Source organism: Bartonella sp. F02 (assembly GCF_026929975.1).
In the GTDB taxonomy this organism is placed as follows: Bacteria; Pseudomonadota; Alphaproteobacteria; order Rhizobiales; family Rhizobiaceae; genus Bartonella.
Genome location: NZ_JANHOK010000004.1, coordinates 156916 through 178557 on the forward strand (window position 1 = coordinate 156916; position 21642 = coordinate 178557).

The 21642-nt window shown below is 35.8% G+C and carries 18 protein-coding genes and 1 tRNA gene; 5 read left to right on the forward strand and 14 right to left on the reverse strand.

The window, feature by feature from the left end; genetic code table 11:
* Positions 1-204: 204 nt before the first annotated feature.
* The gene (locus NPY00_RS04625) at positions 205-1113 is read right to left on the reverse strand and encodes a cation diffusion facilitator family transporter (RefSeq protein ID WP_269020897.1); all 909 of its coding nucleotides are present in this window, start codon (positions 1111-1113) and stop codon (positions 205-207) included.
* A 910-nt stretch (positions 1114-2023) separates the two neighbouring features.
* Positions 2024-3250 (reverse strand): tRNA 2-thiouridine(34) synthase MnmA, encoded by a 1227-nt coding sequence (mnmA, locus tag NPY00_RS04630; RefSeq protein WP_269020898.1) that lies wholly within the window; start codon positions 3248-3250, stop codon positions 2024-2026.
* 337 nt (positions 3251-3587) lie between these two features.
* On the opposite strand from mnmA, the gene sciP reads away from it, so the two are divergent.
* On the forward strand, positions 3588-3863 hold the full coding sequence (sciP, locus tag NPY00_RS04635) for a CtrA inhibitor SciP (RefSeq protein ID WP_269020899.1): 276 nt from the start codon (positions 3588-3590) through the stop codon (positions 3861-3863).
* A 154-nt stretch (positions 3864-4017) separates the two neighbouring features.
* On the opposite strand, the gene NPY00_RS04640 is transcribed toward sciP, so the two are convergent.
* Positions 4018-4404, reverse strand: a complete 387-nt coding sequence (locus NPY00_RS04640; RefSeq protein ID WP_269020900.1) for a flagellar export protein FliJ — start codon at positions 4402-4404, stop codon at positions 4018-4020.
* A gap of 509 nt (positions 4405-4913) precedes the next feature.
* On the opposite strand from NPY00_RS04640, the gene ctrA reads away from it, so the two are divergent.
* Positions 4914-5615: a response regulator transcription factor CtrA gene (ctrA, locus tag NPY00_RS04645; RefSeq protein ID WP_269020901.1), complete on the forward strand. Its 702-nt coding sequence runs from the start codon at positions 4914-4916 to the stop codon at positions 5613-5615.
* A gap of 201 nt (positions 5616-5816) precedes the next feature.
* Here the strand turns inward: ctrA and chpT are convergent, their stop codons facing one another.
* The gene (chpT, locus tag NPY00_RS04650) at positions 5817-6455 is read right to left on the reverse strand and encodes a histidine phosphotransferase ChpT (protein ID WP_269020902.1); all 639 of its coding nucleotides are present in this window, start codon (positions 6453-6455) and stop codon (positions 5817-5819) included.
* 221 nt (positions 6456-6676) lie between these two features.
* On the opposite strand from chpT, the gene NPY00_RS04655 reads away from it, so the two are divergent.
* Positions 6677-7273 (forward strand): DUF1134 domain-containing protein, encoded by a 597-nt coding sequence (locus NPY00_RS04655; RefSeq protein WP_269020903.1) that lies wholly within the window; start codon positions 6677-6679, stop codon positions 7271-7273.
* 26 nt (positions 7274-7299) lie between these two features.
* Complete coding sequence (locus NPY00_RS04660; protein ID WP_269020904.1) at positions 7300-7962, forward strand: hypothetical protein; 663 nt, start codon at positions 7300-7302, stop codon at positions 7960-7962.
* 326 nt (positions 7963-8288) lie between these two features.
* Here NPY00_RS04660 and NPY00_RS04665 read toward each other — a convergent pair whose 3' ends face one another.
* Both NPY00_RS04665 and NPY00_RS04670 read right to left on the reverse strand, forming a co-directional pair.
* Entirely contained in the window at positions 8289-9407 is a 1119-nt protein-coding gene (locus NPY00_RS04665) for a DegT/DnrJ/EryC1/StrS family aminotransferase (RefSeq protein ID WP_269020905.1), read from the reverse strand.
* A 52-nt stretch (positions 9408-9459) separates the two neighbouring features.
* Positions 9460-10416, reverse strand: coding sequence for a Gfo/Idh/MocA family protein (locus tag NPY00_RS04670; protein WP_269020906.1), 957 nt, complete (start codon positions 10414-10416; stop codon positions 9460-9462).
* A 158-nt stretch (positions 10417-10574) separates the two neighbouring features.
* On the opposite strand from NPY00_RS04670, the gene NPY00_RS04675 reads away from it, so the two are divergent.
* Positions 10575-10651, forward strand: a tRNA-Met gene (locus NPY00_RS04675).
* A 689-nt stretch (positions 10652-11340) separates the two neighbouring features.
* On the opposite strand, the gene NPY00_RS04680 is transcribed toward NPY00_RS04675, so the two are convergent.
* From NPY00_RS04680 to xseA, 8 genes are all read right to left on the reverse strand, one after another.
* Entirely contained in the window at positions 11341-12123 is a 783-nt protein-coding gene (locus NPY00_RS04680; protein WP_269020907.1) for an ABC transporter ATP-binding protein, read from the reverse strand.
* 1 nt (position 12124) lies between these two features.
* Complete coding sequence (locus NPY00_RS04685) at positions 12125-12994, reverse strand: ABC transporter ATP-binding protein (protein WP_269020908.1); 870 nt, start codon at positions 12992-12994, stop codon at positions 12125-12127.
* Complete coding sequence (locus NPY00_RS04690) at positions 12987-13916, reverse strand: ABC transporter permease (RefSeq protein ID WP_269020909.1); 930 nt, start codon at positions 13914-13916, stop codon at positions 12987-12989. The genes NPY00_RS04685 and NPY00_RS04690 overlap by 8 nt, the downstream gene beginning before the upstream one ends.
* A 2-nt stretch (positions 13917-13918) precedes the next feature.
* On the reverse strand, positions 13919-14989 hold the full coding sequence (locus NPY00_RS04695) for an ABC transporter permease (protein WP_269020910.1): 1071 nt from the start codon (positions 14987-14989) through the stop codon (positions 13919-13921).
* A 98-nt stretch (positions 14990-15087) separates the two neighbouring features.
* Positions 15088-16749 (reverse strand): ABC transporter substrate-binding protein, encoded by a 1662-nt coding sequence (locus tag NPY00_RS04700; protein WP_269020911.1) that lies wholly within the window; start codon positions 16747-16749, stop codon positions 15088-15090.
* Positions 16750-17079: 330 nt separating this feature from the next.
* Positions 17080-18705 carry an ABC transporter substrate-binding protein gene (locus NPY00_RS04705; protein WP_269020912.1) on the reverse strand — a complete coding sequence of 542 codons (1626 nt, stop codon included), beginning with the start codon at positions 18703-18705 and terminating at the stop codon, positions 17080-17082.
* A gap of 633 nt (positions 18706-19338) precedes the next feature.
* A complete protein-coding gene (locus NPY00_RS04710; RefSeq protein ID WP_269020945.1) occupies positions 19339-19929 on the reverse strand; it encodes a DNA-3-methyladenine glycosylase I in 591 nt (196 codons plus the stop codon).
* Between the two features lie 14 nt (positions 19930-19943).
* Positions 19944-21500, reverse strand: a complete 1557-nt coding sequence (xseA, locus tag NPY00_RS04715; protein WP_269020913.1) for an exodeoxyribonuclease VII large subunit — start codon at positions 21498-21500, stop codon at positions 19944-19946.
* Positions 21501-21642: the final 142 nt, after the last annotated feature.

Sequence of the window (21642 nt, forward strand, 5' to 3'; positions counted from 1 at the left end):
ATAAAAACATTTTACTGTCAAATGTAGATGCAACTGTCAAAAAATATAATCTCTAATAAAAGTAACTTCCAAAACGAACATCACTTCCAATAGTCATGTCTCATTAGAAAAATCATTCGACAAGTACAATAAAATAGAGATTTTAAATAGATTAATGCTGCAAAACATTGATTCAATAAGAACTGCACCATCATTAAAATCCTTTCAGACAAAAGGAATAGCCGTTGTCCCAAGAGGTAACTTAGCTTCATCTTCAGGCTCTACATGAATAGTAATCCGCGTATTATCAAATTCAGATTCAAGAACACCTTCAATTTTATTGCAAATTTTATGTGCTTCTCCCACTTGCATCGTTGCTGGAACAACCAAATGAAATTCTATAAAAATAACTCTTCCTGCAACACGCGTACGCAAATCATGTACTTCAATTGCACCACATGCATTGGCTGAAATAAGATCACGGATCCGTATCGTTTCATTTAATTCGACTCCAACATCCATTAAACCTTGAACAGCACTATTAATTACTTTCCATCCTTGTAAAAGAATATTAAAAGCAACAATAATCGCTAAAATCGGATCTAAAATAGTCCATCCACTCACAAAAGCAGAAATCAAACCAATTAAAATACCAAATGACGTAACAACATCGGCCATTAAATGCATGCCATCAGCTTTAAGAGCTGGAGAACGATGAATTTTTCCCTGTTTAACCAGAAGAATACCCCACAAATAATTGATTATACTCGCTGTAAGGTGAAATCCAATCCATACGCCTGGGGGATGAGATAATTCAGAGGTTGAAAGAGACATCCAAGCTTCTCTCAAAATCATAATAGCAGCAAGAATAATCAGCACACCTTCAAAAATAGCAGCAAAATACTCTGCCTTATGATGTCCAAAAGGATGATTGTGATCTGCTGGCTTCATACTGATTTTTACAGCCCACCATGCCGTTAATGCGGCCAGAATATTAACAATCGATTCCAACGCATCAGAATAAAGTGCAACCGAACCCGTAATGTAATAGGCCCAATATTTTAAACTAAAAACAAGACAAGCAATTAAAATAGATAAGATTGTCAATTTTTGTATTTTTATTTTTGTATCCATAATCACCACAATCTTTGTTATTACAATGAATGCTAAATATTTTAATCCAATCTCTACAGAATAACCGACATGTTTTCTTTTTTTCCCGTAAGATCGCAGGAGATTTTAGGATGAAACAAAGCAATATCACCATCGACTATAGACTATTCGAATCATTTGCAATATTGCTTTTACACAACACACTACAACACGATAATAATTCTGATATAACCCAACAAAAAATAAGCAATTTAAAACTGCATTGTAGCTCTAATTCTTATAATCAAAAAACATTCTTAGTGTTAAAATAATTTTTTCTCTTAACAATCATCAATATTTTAAAACATTGAGCACACTTTTTTATCCCTAGGTTCATAAAACCAGAATCTGTGTGGTTATCTTGAAAAAAATGTAAGATCTTTGTTTCCATAAAAAAAGAACCTGGGCATTGGGGACCCAGATTCTCTTCCCTTAATTAATAAGGACATACAGGCTTAGGAAATAGCGGGGACCTAAAACCCTGTACCCGACACGAAAACAATACATTGTGCCGCATTCGGTATCTTATTTATATACCTATGGTTGTATATTGTCAACAATATTCTACCTTAGGTTTAAAAATTTTTATCTTTGCACTTATACGGGATCATAAATAAGACAATAAAAAATTTACTTTCCATGACACGATGAATTAATGTTAAGTCAAAGATATTATTTTACATAAAGCACTAGCTACAGTCGCAGCGCACAAGCTTTAAAGCAACGTAAAATATGAATTCATTGGTTTCCACTCTGCAACCATTCAAAGCAGAAAATAGAATAAAATAACTTGTGCCCATTTTATAAAAAAAAGAATAGTATTCTTGCTTATATTGCACAAAATTCACAAGATTTCTCTCTATCTATATCTTATGATTTTGATAATTTTAAATTACAATACACCCTTTTCTAATTTTGATTCAAAAACAGAAAATTTTGTTTCCAAGTTACACAAAACGCGCTTCAACATTGCTTCAGCATGAGCAGTCCGCTCTGAGCATTTGATAAACCCACCACCAAGAATACGAGCTCCATGACTATTGTCATTATAAAAAACACATGCTTGACCAGGAGCCACTCCACTTTCACTTTCCAGCAAGTCAACAAAAAACTCCCCTTCCTGATAATGCAACCGAGCAGAACGCGGAGGGCGCGTTGAGCGAATCTTTACAGCAACTTCAATCCCTTCAACAGGGAAATTATCTAACACCTCATCACCAAGCCAATTCACATCACGTAAAAAAAGCTTATGTGTTTCTAACATCTCACGTGGACCAACAATAACACGTGAATTCTCAACATCAATATACACCACATAAAGCGCTTCACCCGTTGCAACTCCAATACCACGGCGTTGACCAACAGTATAATGAACAACTCCTGAATGTTTTCCTAAAACTTTCCCATTAATATGCACAATTGTCCCGGGATTAGCTGCTTCTGGCCGTAATTTTGTAATAATGTCAGAATATTTTCCTTGGGGAACAAAGCAAATATCTTGGCTGTCATGTTTATTTGCAACAGTAAAGCCCATTTCTGCTGCAAGTTCGCGAACACGTGCTTTAGGCAAATCACCCAGTGGAAAACGCAAATAATCAATTTGCTCTTGCGTTGTCGCAAAAAGAAAATAACTTTGATCACGATCTGCATCAAGAGGACGAAACAGTACACGATGCGAACCATGTAAACGGCTTCGAATATAATGACCCGTCGCCAAAGCGTCTGCCTTTAATTCACGTGCAGTCGCCAATAAATCAGCAAATTTAACAGTTTGATTGCAAGCCACACATGGGATAGGCGTTTCTCCATGTGCATAACTCTCTGTAAAAGGATTAATCACAGCTTCTTGAAATCGTTTTTCATAATCGAGAACATAATGAGGGATATCTAATGTCTCTGCAACACGACGTGCATCTTCAATATCCTGTCCTGCACAACATGATCCTACACGATGCGTCGCAGTGCCATGATCATAAAGCTGTAATGTAATTCCAACCACATCATAGCCTTCTTTTTTCAAAAGACCCGCAACAACCGATGAATCAACTCCGCCAGACATTGCAACAACAATGCGAGAATTCTCCGGCTTTCCGGGTAAATCAAGGCTATTCAAAAACATATACTTATTCTCTGTTTCAATTGATTAATACTTAAGTACATTGGATATTTTCATGCACGCAATCTATTTTTATTATATTGTTTTTTTACCATTCCTACAACTAATGACAGAATCTTTTTAAAGAAGTCGTTTAAAAAAAGATTTACAAAATTAAAATTAAAAATATTTTTCTATTTTTTACAAAAAACTATAAAAAAGAATAATATATTGTTTTATTTTTTACTCCATGTTTTACATTTTAAAAAATTTTATTAATTTTTTTCTCATAAATTTAGCTCTTTTTTAAAATTCATGTTTTATAAATGCGGTAGGTTCTTGAATAAAAGTAGAGAATATAATGAATAATTTTACAAAGACACAAATAAAATATGTTATTGGGCCAGATGGAAGTCCACTTACGCTCGCCGATTTGCCACCACCAACAACAAAACGTTGGGTTATTCGCCGAAAAGCTGAAGTTGTTGCAGCTGTCAGAGGTGGATTACTCAGTCTTGAGGAAGCGTGTCAACGTTATACTTTGACTGTAGAAGAATTTCTGTCGTGGCAAAGTTCAATCGATGAACATGGGTTAGCTGGATTACGGACAACGAGAATTCAAAATTATAGGCATTAAGAGCTATAAGTGATAATCTTTATATGCAAAGCCTATTTTAAAGAGCTTAATTAAATAATATTTTTCAAAATAACCAGACTTAACCTTAAGTCTGGTTATTTTTGATATAGATGATAAATTATTTCAATAAATAATAATCAATCAACAGAACATATTATCCAGTCATTGAACGAGATTGTATTGTAGTGCTATCCTTTTCCATTGCCGAAGAATCTTCTCGTTTTTCAAGAGCTTGAGCATATTGAAGCTCTGTATCAAGTTCATGTAAATCAATTTCAGCGTTTGTTTTTTGAATCCGTAACTCACGAATTGAATTCATGAGATTATCGCGCCTTTGTCGCACCGCTCGAGCAAAAGGAGAATAAGCAAAATGGTTAATGTCACTATTTCCAGATTTACGTTCTTCATAATCAATTTGCACTTCTAGATCTGACGCCATTCGCTCAAACTCTGCAATCATCATCTGAAGTTGTGCAATTTCACGACGCTTTTCACGTGCTTGAAACATTTTTAACCGCACCATACTCTCTCGTGACTTCATACTTTTTACTCCTTAATTACGCTAAAAAAACGCATTCGCACTATGACACGAATCCTCAAACACCATTTCACCAAAAAGCAGACTGTTTCTTCTCACTTTAAAAGATATAGCTCGCTTTGCTTTTCTCTAGGAAAGTCACAAACACAACCTCATATGAAAAGAAGCAATCATTTTTTCACTGTTTTTCTCCACATAAAAGAAAGAAGCTTAAAGCTCGGTAAATAAATATTGCAATTTTATATGAAAAAAGCGATTAAAGAGAATCTACCATAAAATTTTTAAAAATAATTTCATTAACCTCTTCCAAAGATAACAATATTTTGTTAACCACTATCTAAGATAGTGGGGAAAAGCAGCAGTGATTGTTGCGCGTACTGCTGAACTATTCGTGAACACTTTGTGATGAGTGTTTGATTTTGAGTCATTTTTTATCAACAGTAGTTTTGCGAACTGTTGTAAAAATGGAATAGCTCCACTTGATTCGGGAGGAGCTGAGTGAGGAATTTAAGATGCGCGTATTATTGATCGAGGATGATAAAACAACAACTCAAAGTATTGAATTGATGTTAAAATCAGAAAATTTTAACGTCTATATTACTGATCTGGGTGAAGAAGGTGTCGATTTAGGAAAGCTTTATGATTATGACATCATTTTACTTGATCTGAATTTACCTGATATGTCAGGCTATGATGTCTTACGAACCCTACGATTGGCAAAAATTAAAACCCCTATTCTTATTCTTTCTGGAATGGGAGGGATTGAAGATAAAGTGCGTGGTTTTGGTTTTGGTGCTGATGATTATATGACAAAGCCTTTCCACAAGGATGAACTGATTGCGCGGATTTACGCTGTCGTACGTCGTTCTAAAGGTCATGCGCAATCAGTGATTGTTACGGGTGATCTTACCGTTAATCTTGATGCTAAAACCGTTGAAATTGCGGGGAAACCTGTCCATTTGACAGGCAAAGAATATCAAATGTTAGAACTGCTATCCCTGCGCAAAGGTACAACATTAACAAAAGAAATGTTTTTAAATCATCTCTATGGCGGAATGGATGAGCCAGAACTTAAAATTATTGATGTCTTTATTTGCAAGCTACGAAAAAAATTAGACGCTGTATCTGCTGGTGTCAACTATATCGATACAGTTTGGGGACGCGGGTACGTGTTACGTGATCCTGTCGAAAGTGATATCCGTAAAACAGCCTAAAAAATAAAAATACACTCTCTCAAGTCTCGGATGTAAAGGCCGAGACTTTTTTTATATTCTATACAATAAAAGACCTCATATCAAAAGAGCCTTTATGTCTGAATAAAAACTCCTGTTGGATAAAGAAAGCCTAAAACCATCAAATATTGAGAGAAAAAACTTCTTTTTCAATACAATTTAAATATCTTTTCTTTATAATGTTCAAAGGTTTTTCGTACTTTCTAAAATAACATGATCATCCCTTTCATGAATACTAATTTTCATAGATGTTTCTTCAGAAAGCAGCACTGTGTAATAGAATTGGATCATATGAGCATCGATCAGTTCTTCTGGCACTTTTCCATTACATAAATCAATAAAGTGAGAAGGAATACGCAGTGTTTTACCGCAAACTTCAAATCGAAAAGAGCGCTTATCTTGCTCCTGTAAAATCATTACAATGATTTCACCACCACGAGAAACCATTGCGTTAGCAATCAATAACAAATTAAGCAAAAGTTTAACTTCGTCTTTTGGTAAAAGAAAAGAAGGAGCTTGCCATTTCAAAGTTGCTTTTTCTTCTGCCATATATTGTTGAGCAATCTCTTCAGCAAAACGTGTTTCTATTTGACACCCAATTCCCCCTGCAGAACCAAAAGCCAATCGTGCAAATTGTAAACGAACAGAAGCGTTCACCGCAGACAAACGCACTAATTGCAAAACATCTTCATCAATTCCCCCCTCATCATAAAGCTCCATTGCATTTTGAATAGCTCCAATAGGTGAAATCAAATCATGACAAATGCGGCTACAAAGCAAAGCAGCAAGATCTGTTGATTTCAAAGAAACAGCTAATGCCATAATAATAGGTCACTCCTTGAACTTTAAAATTAAGACTCAGTTTTGCGTGAAAATTTTTAACATACAACGCATATAAGAAAATTGAACAATTACGTTAAAAATTTCTTTTTAAAAATAAATTTTAAGGATTTAGATAACATTAGACCCTATTTTCTATTTGAATGGAACAAAAATCTTACTAAAGTCTTCTTATGAGCAATTCATATAAAGGGGAAAATATCATGCGTCTCTCTCTTGTATCACGCTGGTTTATAAATAGCATATTTTTAATGTTTTTTTTATTCACAACAATAAAAATTGCAAACGCTCAAATTCAATCTATAGAGCAAAACAATCAACATTATTCTTTGCAAGAAATTATCGATTCCGGTCATAATTTTTTCGGAAAAACTGCAGGCGGAATAGCAACTGCAATTGAAAATATCTTTTCAAAATACGGTTATCCAAATGCCTATGTTTTGGGAGAAGAAGCTTCCGGCGCATTTTTTGCTGGATTAACTTACGGAGAAGGACAAGCATTTACAAAAAATTATGGTCAGTACAGAGTCTTCTGGCAAGGACCTTCTATAGGTTTTGATTTAGGAGGCCAAGGTTCTCGTTTAATGATCTTAGTTTATGACCTTGATCATATAAATAATCTATGGGGGCGCTATGGAGGGATTTCCGGTTCAGCCTACTTTGTTGCAGGTGTCGGTTTCCATGTTCTTAAACGCAATAATGTCTTATTGATTCCAATTCGTACAGGAATTGGTGCACGCGTCGGTATTAATATGGGATATTTAAAATTAACTCCGAAACCAACATGGAATCCTTTTTAAAAAATTCATTTGGAAAATAAGAAATTATGTTCATCCAATCAATTCTATTCTTTATTCTTGGAGTTGCTTTTACCTGTTGGTTATTGTTGCTTGTCTTTCCTATTATTTGGCATAGAATGCTTCACTTTGCGCACAAATTTGCTGCAGAAAAAATTCCATCATCCCTCACTGAAATACAAGAGAATTACGATTTTCTTTGTGCACAACATGCTGTGGAATTAGTGCGCAATGAACAAAAATATGTTTCTTTACAAAAAAAATATGCGCGACAAAAAATACAATTCAGTCAAATTAAAGAACAGCTTTATCAGTTACTCCCTCTTGAACAACAAACGTCTTATATTGACGATGAAATAAAAGCTCTTCCTGAAGAAACTAAACAGAACACTTCTGCGACAGATATATTCATAATGGAAATAAACGCTATGCGTGAAAAAATAGCACACTACCGGAAACGTTTACAAAAAATTCAAATAAGTGAGCTTAAATCTTCTCTCAATCATCAAATTTTACATGAATTACAGGAAGAAGCAAAAGAATTAGCCACAACACTCACAGCTCAAATAGCGCTAAAAGAAGGGAAAGATTCACCCATAAATGCATTAATAAAAAACTCTCAAAGTAAAAATGATCTTGCATCTCGCATTCGAAAAAAAACAACTCGAGCCAAAAAAAGTTCTTCTAAGTAAGATTGTATCTATCATAAAAGAATTTTGAGAGTAAAAATCAGAATAAATAACTATTCATACCCCCTTTATTATCCATAATAAACAAGGAGTTATTATGAATATGCTTGGCTCGAGCGATGATCACATCTCAAAATAAAATAAAGGATCATTCAACTATTGAAAAACAAATTTATAAAATTGATAAAACCTTAATCATCTTACCTTAATCATCTTGAAGAGAATAACTTTCAACACACCTGATCAAATAATGAATTCTTTTAATACAACATTTCATATGATCACAAAAAATGATGGTTCAACTGAACTTCAAGGATATCAATCCCAACTTAAGCATGATAAAAATCTCTTATTTTCTCAATAATAGTATCTTGATCATTTGGCAACAAATAGGGATACATCGGTAAACTTAAAACACAGTTTCCTAAATTTTCCGACACAGAAAGAGACCCTTTCACATAAGGAAAATTTTTATAAGCTTCCTGTAAATGCAACGGAGTATTATAATAAATCATTGTAGGAATAGAAGATTCTTGTAGATACGCTTTTAGTTGATCACGATTTTCAACTTTAATAGTATATTGCGCATAAGCACAACGATCCTCTTCCCCTACCTCTGGAACGATTACAACATCTTTTAAGCCATCAAAATAACGTTGAGCAATAGCTGTGCGTTTTTCTATCTCATCTTCAAAAATAACAAGCTTTTCTAATAAAATAGCGGCTTGAATTGTATCTAATCGTGAATTTAAACCAATCCGCACATTGTCATATTGATTTTTTCCCTTACCATGAAACAAAATTGAACGGAGAAGCAACGCTAAGTCATCATCGTTAGTCATCATGGCGCCTCCATCACCATAACACCCAAGTGGCTTTGCTGGATAAAAACTTGTTGCTGCAACGTCTCCAAATGCTCCACACATAGTGTGACCAGATCTCCCCCCCATAGACTGAGCTGCATCTTCGATAACAAAAAGATTCTCTTTTGCTGCTACAGTAGCGATTTTAGAAAAATCAGCCGGTAATCCAAATAAATCAACAGCAATAACGGCCTTTGGTTTGAGACGCCCCTCTTGTTTAATCATCTCAATGGCTTCGCAAAGTTTATCACTATCCATATTAAATGTATCGGGCAGAACATCCACAAAGACAGGTTCTGCTCCTACTAAAGCAACAACTTCTGCTGTTGCCGAAAATGTAAAACTAGGACAAAAAACAGCATCTCCTGGACCAATATTTTTAGCCATCAGAGGCATCTTTAATGCATCAGTACCATTAGCACATGCAACAACGTGCTTAACACCAAGATAATCTGCTAACTGTTCCTCAAATTCTGTTACTTTTGGTCCTAAAATATACTGACCACTTTCTAGCACACGCAAAACCGCAGCATTAATTTTGTCTTTAATACGTGTACGCTGTGCTCCAAGGTCAACAAACTGCATAATAACTCCAATAAATAATCACAATAATACGAAAATGCTTCCTCATCTCTTTCTATGGACCAGAACTAGTACTTGCAGCAGTTAAAATCCGTAGAACAGCTACAGCCTCATTACCATTGGTACGAGGTGATTGACGCGTCTTAATACAATGAAGAAAATGCTGCAATTCATGAGTAAGCGGCAAACTTTCACAAAGGTCAAGATAATTTAACTTATCTGTACTAAAAGCCCATTCTTTATGTTCCTGCCAAACAGAAAAACGATGAAACGCTAATTTACGACTCCAAGGCTCCATATCATTAAAAATAAGCATCGCTTTTGTACCAACAACTGTTAAACGTCTTTCTCGATAAGGACTAAAGCGTGATGCAAAAAGATGACTCCGGATACCATTGGGAAACGTCATATGAATATGTGAAAAATCAGAAAGCTGATCAAGAATGGCAGTTCCTTCTCCACGAACATCAGAAGGTTCACACCCTGTCAAAGCTAAAATCATTGAGAGATCATGAGGGGCAAGATCCCATAATGCATCACTTTGTGTATGAAATTTGCCAAAACCTAATCGATGAGAATAGATATAACGGACATGACCTAATTCCCCTTTTTCCACTAACTCATACATTTTTTCAAAAGCAGGATGGAACCGCAAAATATGACCAACCATCAAAATTTGCTTATATTCATCAGCAATACGAATTTGATGTTCCGCATCAGCCACATTCAAAGCTATCGGTTTTTCAACCAAAACATCTTTGCCATTTTTAAGAGCACGAAGTGCATTTTCTGTATGAAATTGTGGGGGTAAAGCCAACACCACTGCATCAATATCTGTTCGCTCAAAAAGATCATTAGGTGCAATAGATTCTACCCCATGCGCATTTGCAAAATGCGCTGCACGATTACCATCAATATCCGAAACAGCTCTTAAAGCTCCAAGACTCTGAAGAGTCCGTATATGATTTTCACCCCAATAACCACATCCTAAAACTGCTATACGTGGCACCATTTTTTATGCCTTACCTTGTCAAATTCATATAAAATTACATTTTGACCTACTCCATATCGAGTATGAAATAGAATGACAAGAGAAAAGCTTAAAAAGGATGCTTGACATCTTACTATTCTACCCCTTATATCCCGTTCAAGAGATTGTTGCACGATTTTGGCGGAGTAGCTCAGTAGGTTAGAGCAGAGGAATCATAATCCTTGTGTCGGGGGTTCAAATCCCTCCTCCGCTACCAGGTTTTTTTGTATCCTTTTTAATTTTTATCCCTTTTTTAAAAAGTCAGCTTTAAAAAGTCAGCGTATAATTCACACTGCTATCATAATCAGTTACAATAGAGACAATAGCGTCTACAAATTTCATAAATAATTTAAGAAAATCTACAATAAAATATCTCTTTAATTAAACGCTATTTAATCTAAAAATACACTCTTACCTTAGAAAATACTTACGTTTTACATTAATATTTTTAGTTTATTCATTCTAAGTTTAATGTTTGAAAATAAAAACTCCCGCGCAGTTTTCTTTTTTGCTTACTGTTTTCTTTTAAAAACATAACTTTACAATTTTATACACGTAAAATCACGCATAACAGAGACATCATAAATGCTGAAATATTTCTTGCATGAAATAAAGGATAATTACTGCAATCACACTTACTAAAGCAACGTACAATTGATTCATCAGTTTACTTAATGGATGAAAAACTTCCAATTTCCATAATAAAAGTTTCTATCAATAGAATCAATGTAAAAAATATAAAAACAACGATGCCTATAATTAAATAAAAAACTCGTTTAATCAGACTTTAAAAAGAAAAATAAATAAAATTGTGTATCACAGTGTAAATGATATCACCAACTGCATAAATATCCATAAAACTAATCTTCAATAAAGATACGTTTCTTATTTCTTCATAGAAATGATTTAAACTCTATCTTCCTGAGAAAGACAAGATTGAATACTTGCCGCAAAAAACATCTTTGTATAATCAGTTTTTGCATGGAACTGACGCAAATCATCATTACTTAACTCTTCAAGAATAACTCCTTGATGCATAATGCCAACACGATCACAAATATGCGCGACAACAGGCAAATCATGAGAGACCATCAGATAAGTAAGTTGTTTTTTTTCTCTCAATGCTTTTAACAAATTCAAAATTTCAGCTTGTACCGACACATCTAACGCAGATGTCGGCTCATCCAACAATAAAACCTCTGGCTCAATAATCAAGGCGCGAGCAAGAGCAATACGCTGACGCTGCCCTCCAGACAATTCATGCGGATAACGATAAAGAAATGAAGGATCTAAACCAACAGAATTCAAGGCATCTTTCACGCGTTCTTTTTTATTGTCCATACCGTGTATCGTAAGAGATTCGGTCAAAACAGTATGAACTGTCTTTCTCGGATGAAGTGAAGCATAAGGATCCTGAAAAACCATCTGAATGCGACGTAAAAAAGCTTTATTTCTTTTCCGAGGAATTTCTTCTCCTCCAAAGAAAATATGCCCATTCTCATGGAGAATAAGACCAACCAATGTATTTAAAATAGTTGACTTTCCGCATCCAGATTCACCAATTAAACCATAAGCTTCACCTTTTTTAATGCAAAAATTGACATTTTTAACAACTTGTACCGCTTCATGCCCTTGCCCAAAACTTACAGATAAATCAGAGACCTCAATAATATTTTCACGTTTGGTCATGCTAAGCTCTTTCTACACCATTAACAATCATAGGATCATGTAACCAATCAGAGTTTCTTTCAGAAACAGCTAAAACATCAACAGGATTGTCAAGTCTTGGCAAGCTAGCAAGCAAAGACTTAGTGTAGGGATGACAGGCCTGAGACAAATCACATGCAGGTAATTCTTCTAAGATACGACCAGAATACATGACTAAAATACGATCACAAAAATTTGCCACTACATTTAAATCATGACTAATGAAAATAAGACTTGTTCCAGCTTTTGTTACAAGTTCATCTAAGATTGCTAACACTTGAGATCTCACTGTAACATCGAGTGCAGATGTCGGTTCATCTGCAATAATTAAATCAGGCTTTGGAATCAACATCATAGCAATCATAATTCTTTGCCCCATTCCGCCTGATATTTCATGAGGAAACAATCGCATAACACGTTCAGGGTCACGGATATTTACAGATTCCAACATAGAAACAGCTTTATCCCAAGCATCCGCTTTTGACGCATCATAATGGACACGATAAGCTTCCATAATCTGTGCTCCAATCCGGATCAGTGGATTCAGCGAATATTTTGGATCTTGTAAAATCATCGAAATACGTTTTCCTCGAATAGAGCGCATTTGAGTTTCACTTGCCGTCAACAAATCAATATCATGAAATCGCATTTTTTTAGCTTTAACAACCGCTGAACGAGGGCTTAGCTTTAAAATTGCACGTCCCGTTGTCGACTTTCCAGATCCTGACTCGCCAACAATTCCAACTTTTTCTTTTCCCACAGTAAAACTAACACCACGAACGGCTTCAAACATACCCTGCACTGAAGGAAAACCAATGCACAAATCTTCTATTTCTAATAACTTTTTATCCATTACGCGGATCCAATATATCACGAAGTCCATCGCCCAAAAGATTGAAAGCAAGACTTGCAAACAATATCGCACAGCCTGGTATTGCCGCCAACCACCAACTTGTCATCATAAACTCACGCCCCGTTGAAAGCATGACACCCCATTCAGGACTTGGTGGTTGAGCACCTAATCCTAAAAAACCAAGACCTGCAGCTGTTAAAATAATCCCCGACATATTTAATGTTAACCGAACAACGACCGAAGGAATACACATCGGTGCAATATGAAACAAAATAATGCGCCAAGAAGATGCCCCTTGCAATAAAACTGCTGAAACATAATCAGATGAACGGATCATCAAGGTTTCAGCACGAGCTAAACGCGCTATAGGTGGCCATGCTGCAAGCGAAATTGCAATGGCCGCATTTTCTATACCAGGTCCTAAAGCTGCTGAAAAAGCAAGAGCTAAAATCAAACCAGGAAAAGCAAGAAAAATATCGACAATACGCATTAAGACAACATCAACCCATCCGCCGACATAACCCGATACAGCTCCAACAACCAATCCTATAGGCCCCACAATAATCGTCGTTAAAAAAACGATATAAAGAGTAATACGTGTTCCAAAAATTAATCGGCTAAAAATATCACGGCCTAATTCATCTGTTCCAAAATAATGCAACATAGAGGGCGGCTGCAATCGATTGGCGAGATCATTACTAATAACATCATGGGAAATAATCCAAGGAGAAAAAATCGCACACAAAATAATAATAAAGATAATAATCGCACCAAAGAGGGCAGAAAAATTATGAGAAAACTTAACCAATGAATGATAAAATTTCTGCATATTAGCTTGAAAAACTGACTGTGGAATAGATCCATTCAACCAATATTTCAAAGAAAACGACGATGGTCGTTCATTATGATGAATTACTGCCATGTTCAACGTGTCCTTGGATCAAAAATGCGATAAAGTAAATCGGAGAATAAATTAATTGAAACGAAAATGCATCCTGTAAGCAACGTACATCCTACAACTGCATTCATATCACCTGCCATAAGCGCATTAACCAAATAACGTCCAAAACCAGGCCAAGAAAAAATTGTTTCCGTCAAAACAGCACCTTCTAATAAAAAAGCATAAGAAAGAGCAACAATAGTAATAACCTGAACCGCTATATTACGAAAAGCATGCCCCCAGACCGTACGCATCCAAGATAATCCTTTAACACGTGCCGTAATAATATATTCTTGATTTAACTGTTCAATCATAAATCCGCGTGTCATACGGCTAATATAAGCCATAGCGCCAAATGCTAAAATTAAAGCAGGCAGAATAATATGACTCAGAGCATTCCCAAAAACTTCCCATTCGCCCTGCAATGCAGAATCTAAAAGAAAAAATCCTGTTTTTGATTCAAAAGAATACTCATAAATAAAATCAATACGCCCCGGACCACCAACCCAGCCGAGTTTAGCATAAAACACTAATAATGACATCAACCCAAGCCAAAAAGACGGTGTTGAATAACTAATCAATGTAAAAACACGAACAAAATAATCAATAAATGAATTGCGATACATTGCCGCAAAAACACCTAATGGAATACCAAAACTCGTACTAATAATAATAGCGATTGTAGCAAGTTCTAACGTTGCAGGAAATACACGTTTAATATCCATTAAAACAGGCTGCCCTGAAGTTAAAGAATCTCCGAAATCAAACAAAAAAACATTTTTAAGATAACTCCAATATTGGACAATTAGTGGCCGATCGAGACCCAATTTATGGAACATGACGTCATAAGCTTCCTGCGTAATATTATCACCAAGAATAGCAAGAACAGGATCTAAAGGGAGAAGACGACCAATAAAAAAAGTAACCGTTATCAAACCCAGCAAAGTAATAAAAACTGAAACGAGTAACTTAAATGTCTTGAAAAAAAAGACCCAAAAATACCAATTCTTCTGCTCTTGCGATACAGAACCATTCTGGAAAAAGGATAAATTCATTACAATGATTTCCTACACACTTATGAAGCATAAGTCTGAACGCTACTCTGAAATAGAAGAAAAAAGTCGCAATCAGACGGAATATATTAACTTTTAGTTTATTCTGATTGCTCGTACTTTTCTAACTTATCATAATAAATGTTAAAGCTATTCCAAACCCAATTTTTAACTGCAGGCCCGACACCAATAGTATGATATGTCTGGAATAAATAGGTGGCAGGACCATGTTTAAGCATATAACGCTGTAAATCACGATACTGTTCAAGACGCTTACTTTCATCTTTCTCAAATAAAGCATCCATCACCATCTTATTAGCTTTTTCATCATAATAACCCATCCGCCAAGCTAAATATGTTTTTTGCTTTTGAGTAAATGTTGGGTCAGGGTTAAAAACATTTCGTAATGAAGGTGGATGAGCATCCGGTTCTGTTGTATTCCACCCCATAATAGAAACATCATAGTTTCCACTACGATTACGACTTAATAACTGAACCTGTGCCATTCTTTCAATAGCAAGATCAATACCAATTTTTCGCGCATTTTCTTGAATAGACTGCGCAACAGTTAACATATAAGGAAGCGTACCAATTATAAAATTAGCTTTAAAACCATGTGGATATCCCGCTTCGGTAATTAATTGTTTCGCTTTTTCAAGATCAAGTTTAAAGGGCATACCTTCTTCTTCATCCAAAGCACCAGGAACCCCTAATGGAATATAACTAGCTCGAGGAACGGCAACCCCTTTTAAAACAGTTTGTCCAAGATTTTCATAATCAACTAAATAACGAAATGCTAACCGAACTTTTTCGTGAGACAAAATCTTATTTTTGTTATTTAAAGCCAAATAAATCGATTGAGGCCGTAAAATACGATTAATTTTAGCTACCCCTCCTTGCGCCTCAATGGCCAAAACATCTTCTGCAGAAAGATCTCGCGCAATATCAACATCACCTTTTTCTAAAAGAAGTCTTTGACTCGCCGATTCAGCCACATGACGGATCAAAATCCGTTGAACTTTTGGTGCCTCACCCCAATAATTCTGAGTTGCTTGTAAAATAACTTGATCACTAGGTCTCCAACTCACCAACTTATAAGGACCAACACAAGCCGAATGAGTCGCTAAATATTTGTTCCCCATATCACCATTAACAGCATTCGCTTCAAGAATCTGTCGATCAAGGATAGCAGAAGCAAAAGACTGTCCAATCACTGCCAATACAAGATGGACAGGATAAGGTTGATCTAACGTTAACTGTAAAGTTGTATCATCAAGAGCTTGAATGCTGGTTTCAATGTTATCATTGGTCAACCCATAATTCATTAAAAATTGAGCATAACTCAATCCTAATTTAATAATCCGTCGCATTGACCAAGCAAGATCATGCGCAGTTGCACTCCTTCCATCTTCAAACTTCAAATCATCACGAAGATGAAAAACTATTGTCTTTCCATCATCAGAAACATTCCAAGATCGAGCCATAGAAGGGCGAATTTTTGTTGGATCATTTTGATCATATTCCACTAAGGAATTACACATATTGACTAACAATTCACTCGTTACCGATTCAAGAACCTGTGCCGGATCAAAATGATTAATAGCATCGATATTCCATGCCATCACTAAAGTATTTTTAGAAATTTCACTAAGATTCAAAGTATCATTAGAGTTTGCACTAAAAGCTGTCGATGTAACTCCACTTAAAAAACCAATCGACCCCGATAAAACACAAAAATTTCTTAAAATGCTCTTTATTTTCATTTCATCCCCTTATTTCTATGTCACTCCACCCTTTGAAACAATATCGGAAGTCTTGTTATTTTATTTTATCTTATAGAACATAATATCAATTTTGCGATCTAGCATAAACATTATCATCAAAACTGTAAACCACCCATAACATATTAGTAAACACATTTACTAATATTATCAAATCATTAATACCAACAAAACAAACAGAACTCTATATCACTGAGTAATATCTCTCTGCCATTATAGACACAAAAAACTGAATCTTTTTATACAGAGAGATATCTTTAATCATCACACAATCATTATCTTGATTGATATTTTGCAGCATCTAAAATGCATTTATTTTTCAATTAAATTATAAAAAATACGTGGCGCACCATTCTGAACCCATTTTTTAATAACAGGCGCGACAGCGACAACATTATATTTTTGGAAAACAAAAACATAAGGCCCTTTTTGCATAAATTCACGCTGCAAATCAACATATCTTTGTGCACGACTTTGAGAATCTTTTTCAAACAAAGCTTCTTCTACCTTACGATTCATATTTTCATCAAGATACGCACTTTGCCAACTAGGATAGGCTGTATTTCTAGCTTCAAAGCGGTTATCAGGGTTGTAAATAAGTCGTGTCGCCATGGTATGAGAATCAGAAGATTCATTACTCCATCCTACAAAAGCCGTATCATAAGCACGAGCATAAACCTTTGAAAATAATTGCGTTCCTGCAAGACGTTCAATCTTAAGACGGATACCGGCTTTGGCCACACTGTCTTGAATCGATTCTACAATCGATAAAGAGGTAGGAGTTGCTGAAACCAAAACACTCGTTTCAAATCCATTTGGATAACCGGCCTCAGTCAAAAGCTGTTTAGCTTTTTCAACATCCACCTTAAAAGGCTGCCCTTCTTCTTCATTCAAAGAACCCAAAGTTCCGACTGGAAGGAAACTCGCACGAGGAATACCAATACCTTTAAGAACTGTTTTTCCAAGGCCATCGTAATCAATCAAATAGCGCATGGCAAGCATCACTTTTTCATTCGAAAAAATAGGATTCGTCATATTAAAACCCCAATAAAATATCGCTGGGACCAATACTTTTTCAATTCTAATATCTGTTGTTTTTTGAAGATCTGATAGAGCTTCAGGTCCCAAATTACGAGCGACATCAACATCATTTTTTTGCAACATTAAGCGTTGTGTCCCCGGCTCAGCAACATGACGGATCAAAATTTTCTTGAGCTTAGGTGCATCTCCCCAATAATGAGGATTAGAATGCAACAAAGCAGCTTCTCCATGACGCCAATTGGCCAACGTATAAGGTCCAACACAAGCTGCACGAGAAACTAAATACCGATTCCCCATATCACCATCTTCTTCGTGTTTCATAAGGGTTTCACGATCAAGCAAGATAGACGCATGATTAGTCCCAATATTATTCAATATAAGCTCTGCTGGATAAGGCTTATTAAACTTCATCACTAAAGTTGTATCATCCAAAGCTTGAATAGCATCATCAACGGTTTCTGTTGTAATTCCATATTCATTAAACGTTGCCGCCGCCGCCATCTTCAAATGGACAACGCGTTTCATGCTCCAAACAAGATCATGAGCATTCGCAGAACGACCATCAGAAAATTTCAAATTATCGCGTAAATGAAAAGTAATTACCGTACTATCATCCCCGCCCGAAACATCCCAACTCTTTGCCAAACGTGGTACAACCTTTCCCGCATCCTCAATAGAAGAATCAACCAAGCTATCACAAACATTTAAAATAATTTCACTCGTCGTAGCTTCATTGAGCTGCGCAGGATCGAAAGTCATAATTCCATCAATATTCCAAGCCATAACAAGCGTATCAGAAGGTGTTTTTGCAGAAACTGGCTGCAAAAATAAATTCATAGCCATAAAACCAGAAAGAAAAGAACAACTTCTTTTAAAGATTTTTTTTTTCACATTCATAAATTTTTCCTTTAAAATTTATTATAAAAATCATTATTTTTGAGGAGGTCAGAAGGCTGAAGTTATTGTACAATTTTCCTCACTCTAAATAAAACACATGTTATAATTGTAATGGAATCAATAACTTACGCAATAAATAGTGTATGAAGTTATGTCACGAAGATTTCTGAGAAGACACTGTCATGCTCCAAAAATTATTCCCAAAATCAATAGACATACAATGAGGATATAAAAATACTGGAACTGTTAAGCAATGTTTTTTAGCAATAACTGTTAATAAAATAACATACAACTAAGCACATTTTTACGCACAAAAATAAAATGGTTTAATGTCTTGAGCTTTTAAATATTCCCCTCTTTAATAATCATAGTTCATCTATAAAACTACTTCCTCCAAAACTAACTTACCAGCGGATAAAATCAAATACAAGCTACAATAATGATTCGATACAGATTCTCTACACAACTAATCTCTATCTTTTTCATAAATATAAAAAACATCCAAAATGGGTCGTTATGTCTTTATTATAAAGTTAAAGCTGATTGTTAAATAAAGAAAAATACATTTTGATATCTCTATAATCCAACAATATCATCAATATAAGAGAAAAGAATAAAAAGATTCTGATCAATTTATCGGCAGAAACATCCTTCAAGATGATCATTAACAATCCCTACCGCCTGCATAAAAGCATAACACGTTGTAGGACCAACAAATGTCCAACCACGTTTTTTTAAATCTTTTGATAAACGAACAGAAGCAGGCGTTGCAGGGTTAGCGCGTAATACTTGAAAATTTATCTTCGCATAACGCTCTGATTGTGGCGGTTGAAAAGACCAAAAATAGCGAGATAAACTGCCCCATTCGATTATAATTTCCTGCGCCCTTTTTGCATTATTCAATACGGATAGAATTTTTCCAGAATGACGAATGATCCCTTTATCACACATTAATGTTTTTACTTTTGCTTCATCATAATGAATAATCTTTTCAAAATTAAAATCATCAAAAGCATCACGAAAATGAGGAATTTTTTTTAGAATCGTGAACCAAGAAAGTCCTGCTTGAAACCCTTCAAGACAGATTTTTTCAAATAAACGATAATCATCAAAAACAGGTTTTCCCCATTCATGATCATGATAAGTGCAATATAATGGATCAGTCCCTGCCCATGAACAACGAACTTTTCCATCCGCACCCATAAGAAGTCCTTCTTCAAGCATTCTGCAAACCCATTTCAAAAAAGCGTTCCTTGATCATCATCTTGCGATTTTACACGTTTAGATGAAGATCGACTAAGAACACGATCACAGCTTGAAACACGAACGTCACCATCAAAAAAGCGCAAATTGATCTGGCCATCTTCGGGAAATTGCACTAATCGTTTGATAGGTTTTTTATCTTGCCCAAAAGCCAAAACAAAACCTCGTTCTAAAATACTTTGATAAGAAGTGCTTTTTAAAAACTTAAACGTCATCTCGACTTGAGCAGACTTCTTTTCAATCTGCTGTAAAAAAGAACGATGAAGACGTATCGTATACTCTTTTATCTTCTCTTGGGCTTGCTCAGTATTCAATAAACGTAGAGATAATCGAACAAAAATTCCATGAAAATAAACATGCTTTTTCTCGTAACTGGTACAAAAAGCGCGATGAAGACGTGCCGTATACTCTTTAACATGACGCTGCGCTTGCCCAGTATTCAGTAAACGGAGAGACAAACGAACAGAAACCCCATAAAAAGAAGCGCGTTTTCCATTATAATTGACACAAAGAGCCCGCTGTAATCGACTTGATATTTCATCAAAACTCCTCCGCGGTAAAGCCAATAATTGATCGGCCGTAGGGAGCCCGCGTGAAAATGAATGCAATTTTTGTCGATGAAAGTCAAAAGAGCGTGCAAGACCCGCACGAAGACGCGCCCCAAGCGATGCCAAGTGCGCATCAAGATCAAGTCTAACGGGAACAGCTCTTTCCGCAGCACCCGTAGGCGTTGGTGCACGCCAATCAGCAGCATAGTCAATCAGAGTCCAATCTGTTTCATGCCCAACAGCAGAAATAACTGGAATAACAGATTCGCTAACAGCGCGAACCACTGCTTCATCGTTAAACCCCCACAAATCCTCTAGACTTCCTCCACCACGCGCCACAATAATCAAATCAGGTTTCAATAAAACGTCTCCAAAAGGAAGAGCATTAAACCCCTGAATAGCAGCAGATACTTCTTGACCACATGTTTCACCTTGAACGCGAACAGGCCATACCACAATATGTAAAGGAAAACGATCCGATATCCGATGAACAATATCACGAATGACAGCACCTGTCGGAGATGTCACAACACCTATAATGCGAGGCATATAAGGTAAAGGCTTCTTTCTTGATTCATCAAAAAGACCTTCTTCCGCAAGCTTTTTTCTGCGATTTTCCAAAAGCGTCATCAAAGCACCAACGCCCGTTGGCTCAAGAGCCTCGATGACAATTTGATATTTTGAAGAACCTGGATAAGTTGTCAGTTTTCCAACAGCGATAACTTCCATTCCTTCTTCAGGAGGGAATTTAAGTTTTCCCATAATGCCACGCCAGATAACAGCCTCTAAACGCGCTTTATCATCTTTTAAAGCAAAATAAGCATGACCCGAAGCATGTGCTCCTTTATAGCCTGATATTTCTCCGCGCACCCGCACATAACCAAACTTGTCTTCAACGACACGCTTTAAAGCACCCGCTATCTCAGAAACACTAAATTCCGCAATATTCGTTCCAACAGGTCTTTCAACAAACAAATCTACCATTCAATTGGCCTAAAAATATTCAATTTAACGTTCACACAGCCATTCCTTAATTGAAGGAAACAGCACTCTTGTAAAATAGAATCCCTCAAAATTATATCTACAAATAACACAGCATAAAAATCATCATTCTGTGTAAAAGAAT

Bases quoted from the DNA above. Each gene is read 5' to 3' on its own strand.
- NPY00_RS04710 (WP_269020945.1), bottom strand. From the start codon at position 19,929: ATGCTTGAAGAAGGACTTCTTATGGGTGCGGATGGAAAAGTTCGTTGT.
- chpT (WP_269020902.1), bottom strand. From the start codon at position 6,455: ATGGCATTAGCTGTTTCTTTGAAATCAACAGATCTTGCTGCTTTGCTT.
- ctrA (WP_269020901.1), top strand. From the start codon at position 4,914: ATGCGCGTATTATTGATCGAGGATGATAAAACAACAACTCAAAGTATT.
- NPY00_RS04665 (WP_269020905.1), bottom strand. From the start codon at position 9,407: ATGCAGTTTGTTGACCTTGGAGCACAGCGTACACGTATTAAAGACAAA.
- NPY00_RS04660 (WP_269020904.1), top strand. From the start codon at position 7,300: ATGTTCATCCAATCAATTCTATTCTTTATTCTTGGAGTTGCTTTTACC.
- NPY00_RS04705 (WP_269020912.1), bottom strand. From the start codon at position 18,705: ATGAATGTGAAAAAAAAAATCTTTAAAAGAAGTTGTTCTTTTCTTTCT.
- sciP (WP_269020899.1), top strand. From the start codon at position 3,588: ATGAATAATTTTACAAAGACACAAATAAAATATGTTATTGGGCCAGAT.
- NPY00_RS04625 (WP_269020897.1), bottom strand. From the start codon at position 1,113: ATGGATACAAAAATAAAAATACAAAAATTGACAATCTTATCTATTTTA.
- NPY00_RS04670 (WP_269020906.1), bottom strand. From the start codon at position 10,416: ATGGTGCCACGTATAGCAGTTTTAGGATGTGGTTATTGGGGTGAAAAT.
- mnmA (WP_269020898.1), bottom strand. From the start codon at position 3,250: ATGTTTTTGAATAGCCTTGATTTACCCGGAAAGCCGGAGAATTCTCGC.
- NPY00_RS04655 (WP_269020903.1), top strand. From the start codon at position 6,677: ATGCGTCTCTCTCTTGTATCACGCTGGTTTATAAATAGCATATTTTTA.
- NPY00_RS04680 (WP_269020907.1), bottom strand. From the start codon at position 12,123: ATGACCAAACGTGAAAATATTATTGAGGTCTCTGATTTATCTGTAAGT.
- NPY00_RS04685 (WP_269020908.1), bottom strand. From the start codon at position 12,994: ATGGATAAAAAGTTATTAGAAATAGAAGATTTGTGCATTGGTTTTCCT.
- NPY00_RS04690 (WP_269020909.1), bottom strand. From the start codon at position 13,916: ATGGCAGTAATTCATCATAATGAACGACCATCGTCGTTTTCTTTGAAA.
- xseA (WP_269020913.1), bottom strand. From the start codon at position 21,500: ATGGTAGATTTGTTTGTTGAAAGACCTGTTGGAACGAATATTGCGGAA.
- NPY00_RS04640 (WP_269020900.1), bottom strand. From the start codon at position 4,404: ATGAAGTCACGAGAGAGTATGGTGCGGTTAAAAATGTTTCAAGCACGT.
- NPY00_RS04700 (WP_269020911.1), bottom strand. From the start codon at position 16,749: ATGAAAATAAAGAGCATTTTAAGAAATTTTTGTGTTTTATCGGGGTCG.
- NPY00_RS04695 (WP_269020910.1), bottom strand. From the start codon at position 14,989: ATGAATTTATCCTTTTTCCAGAATGGTTCTGTATCGCAAGAGCAGAAG.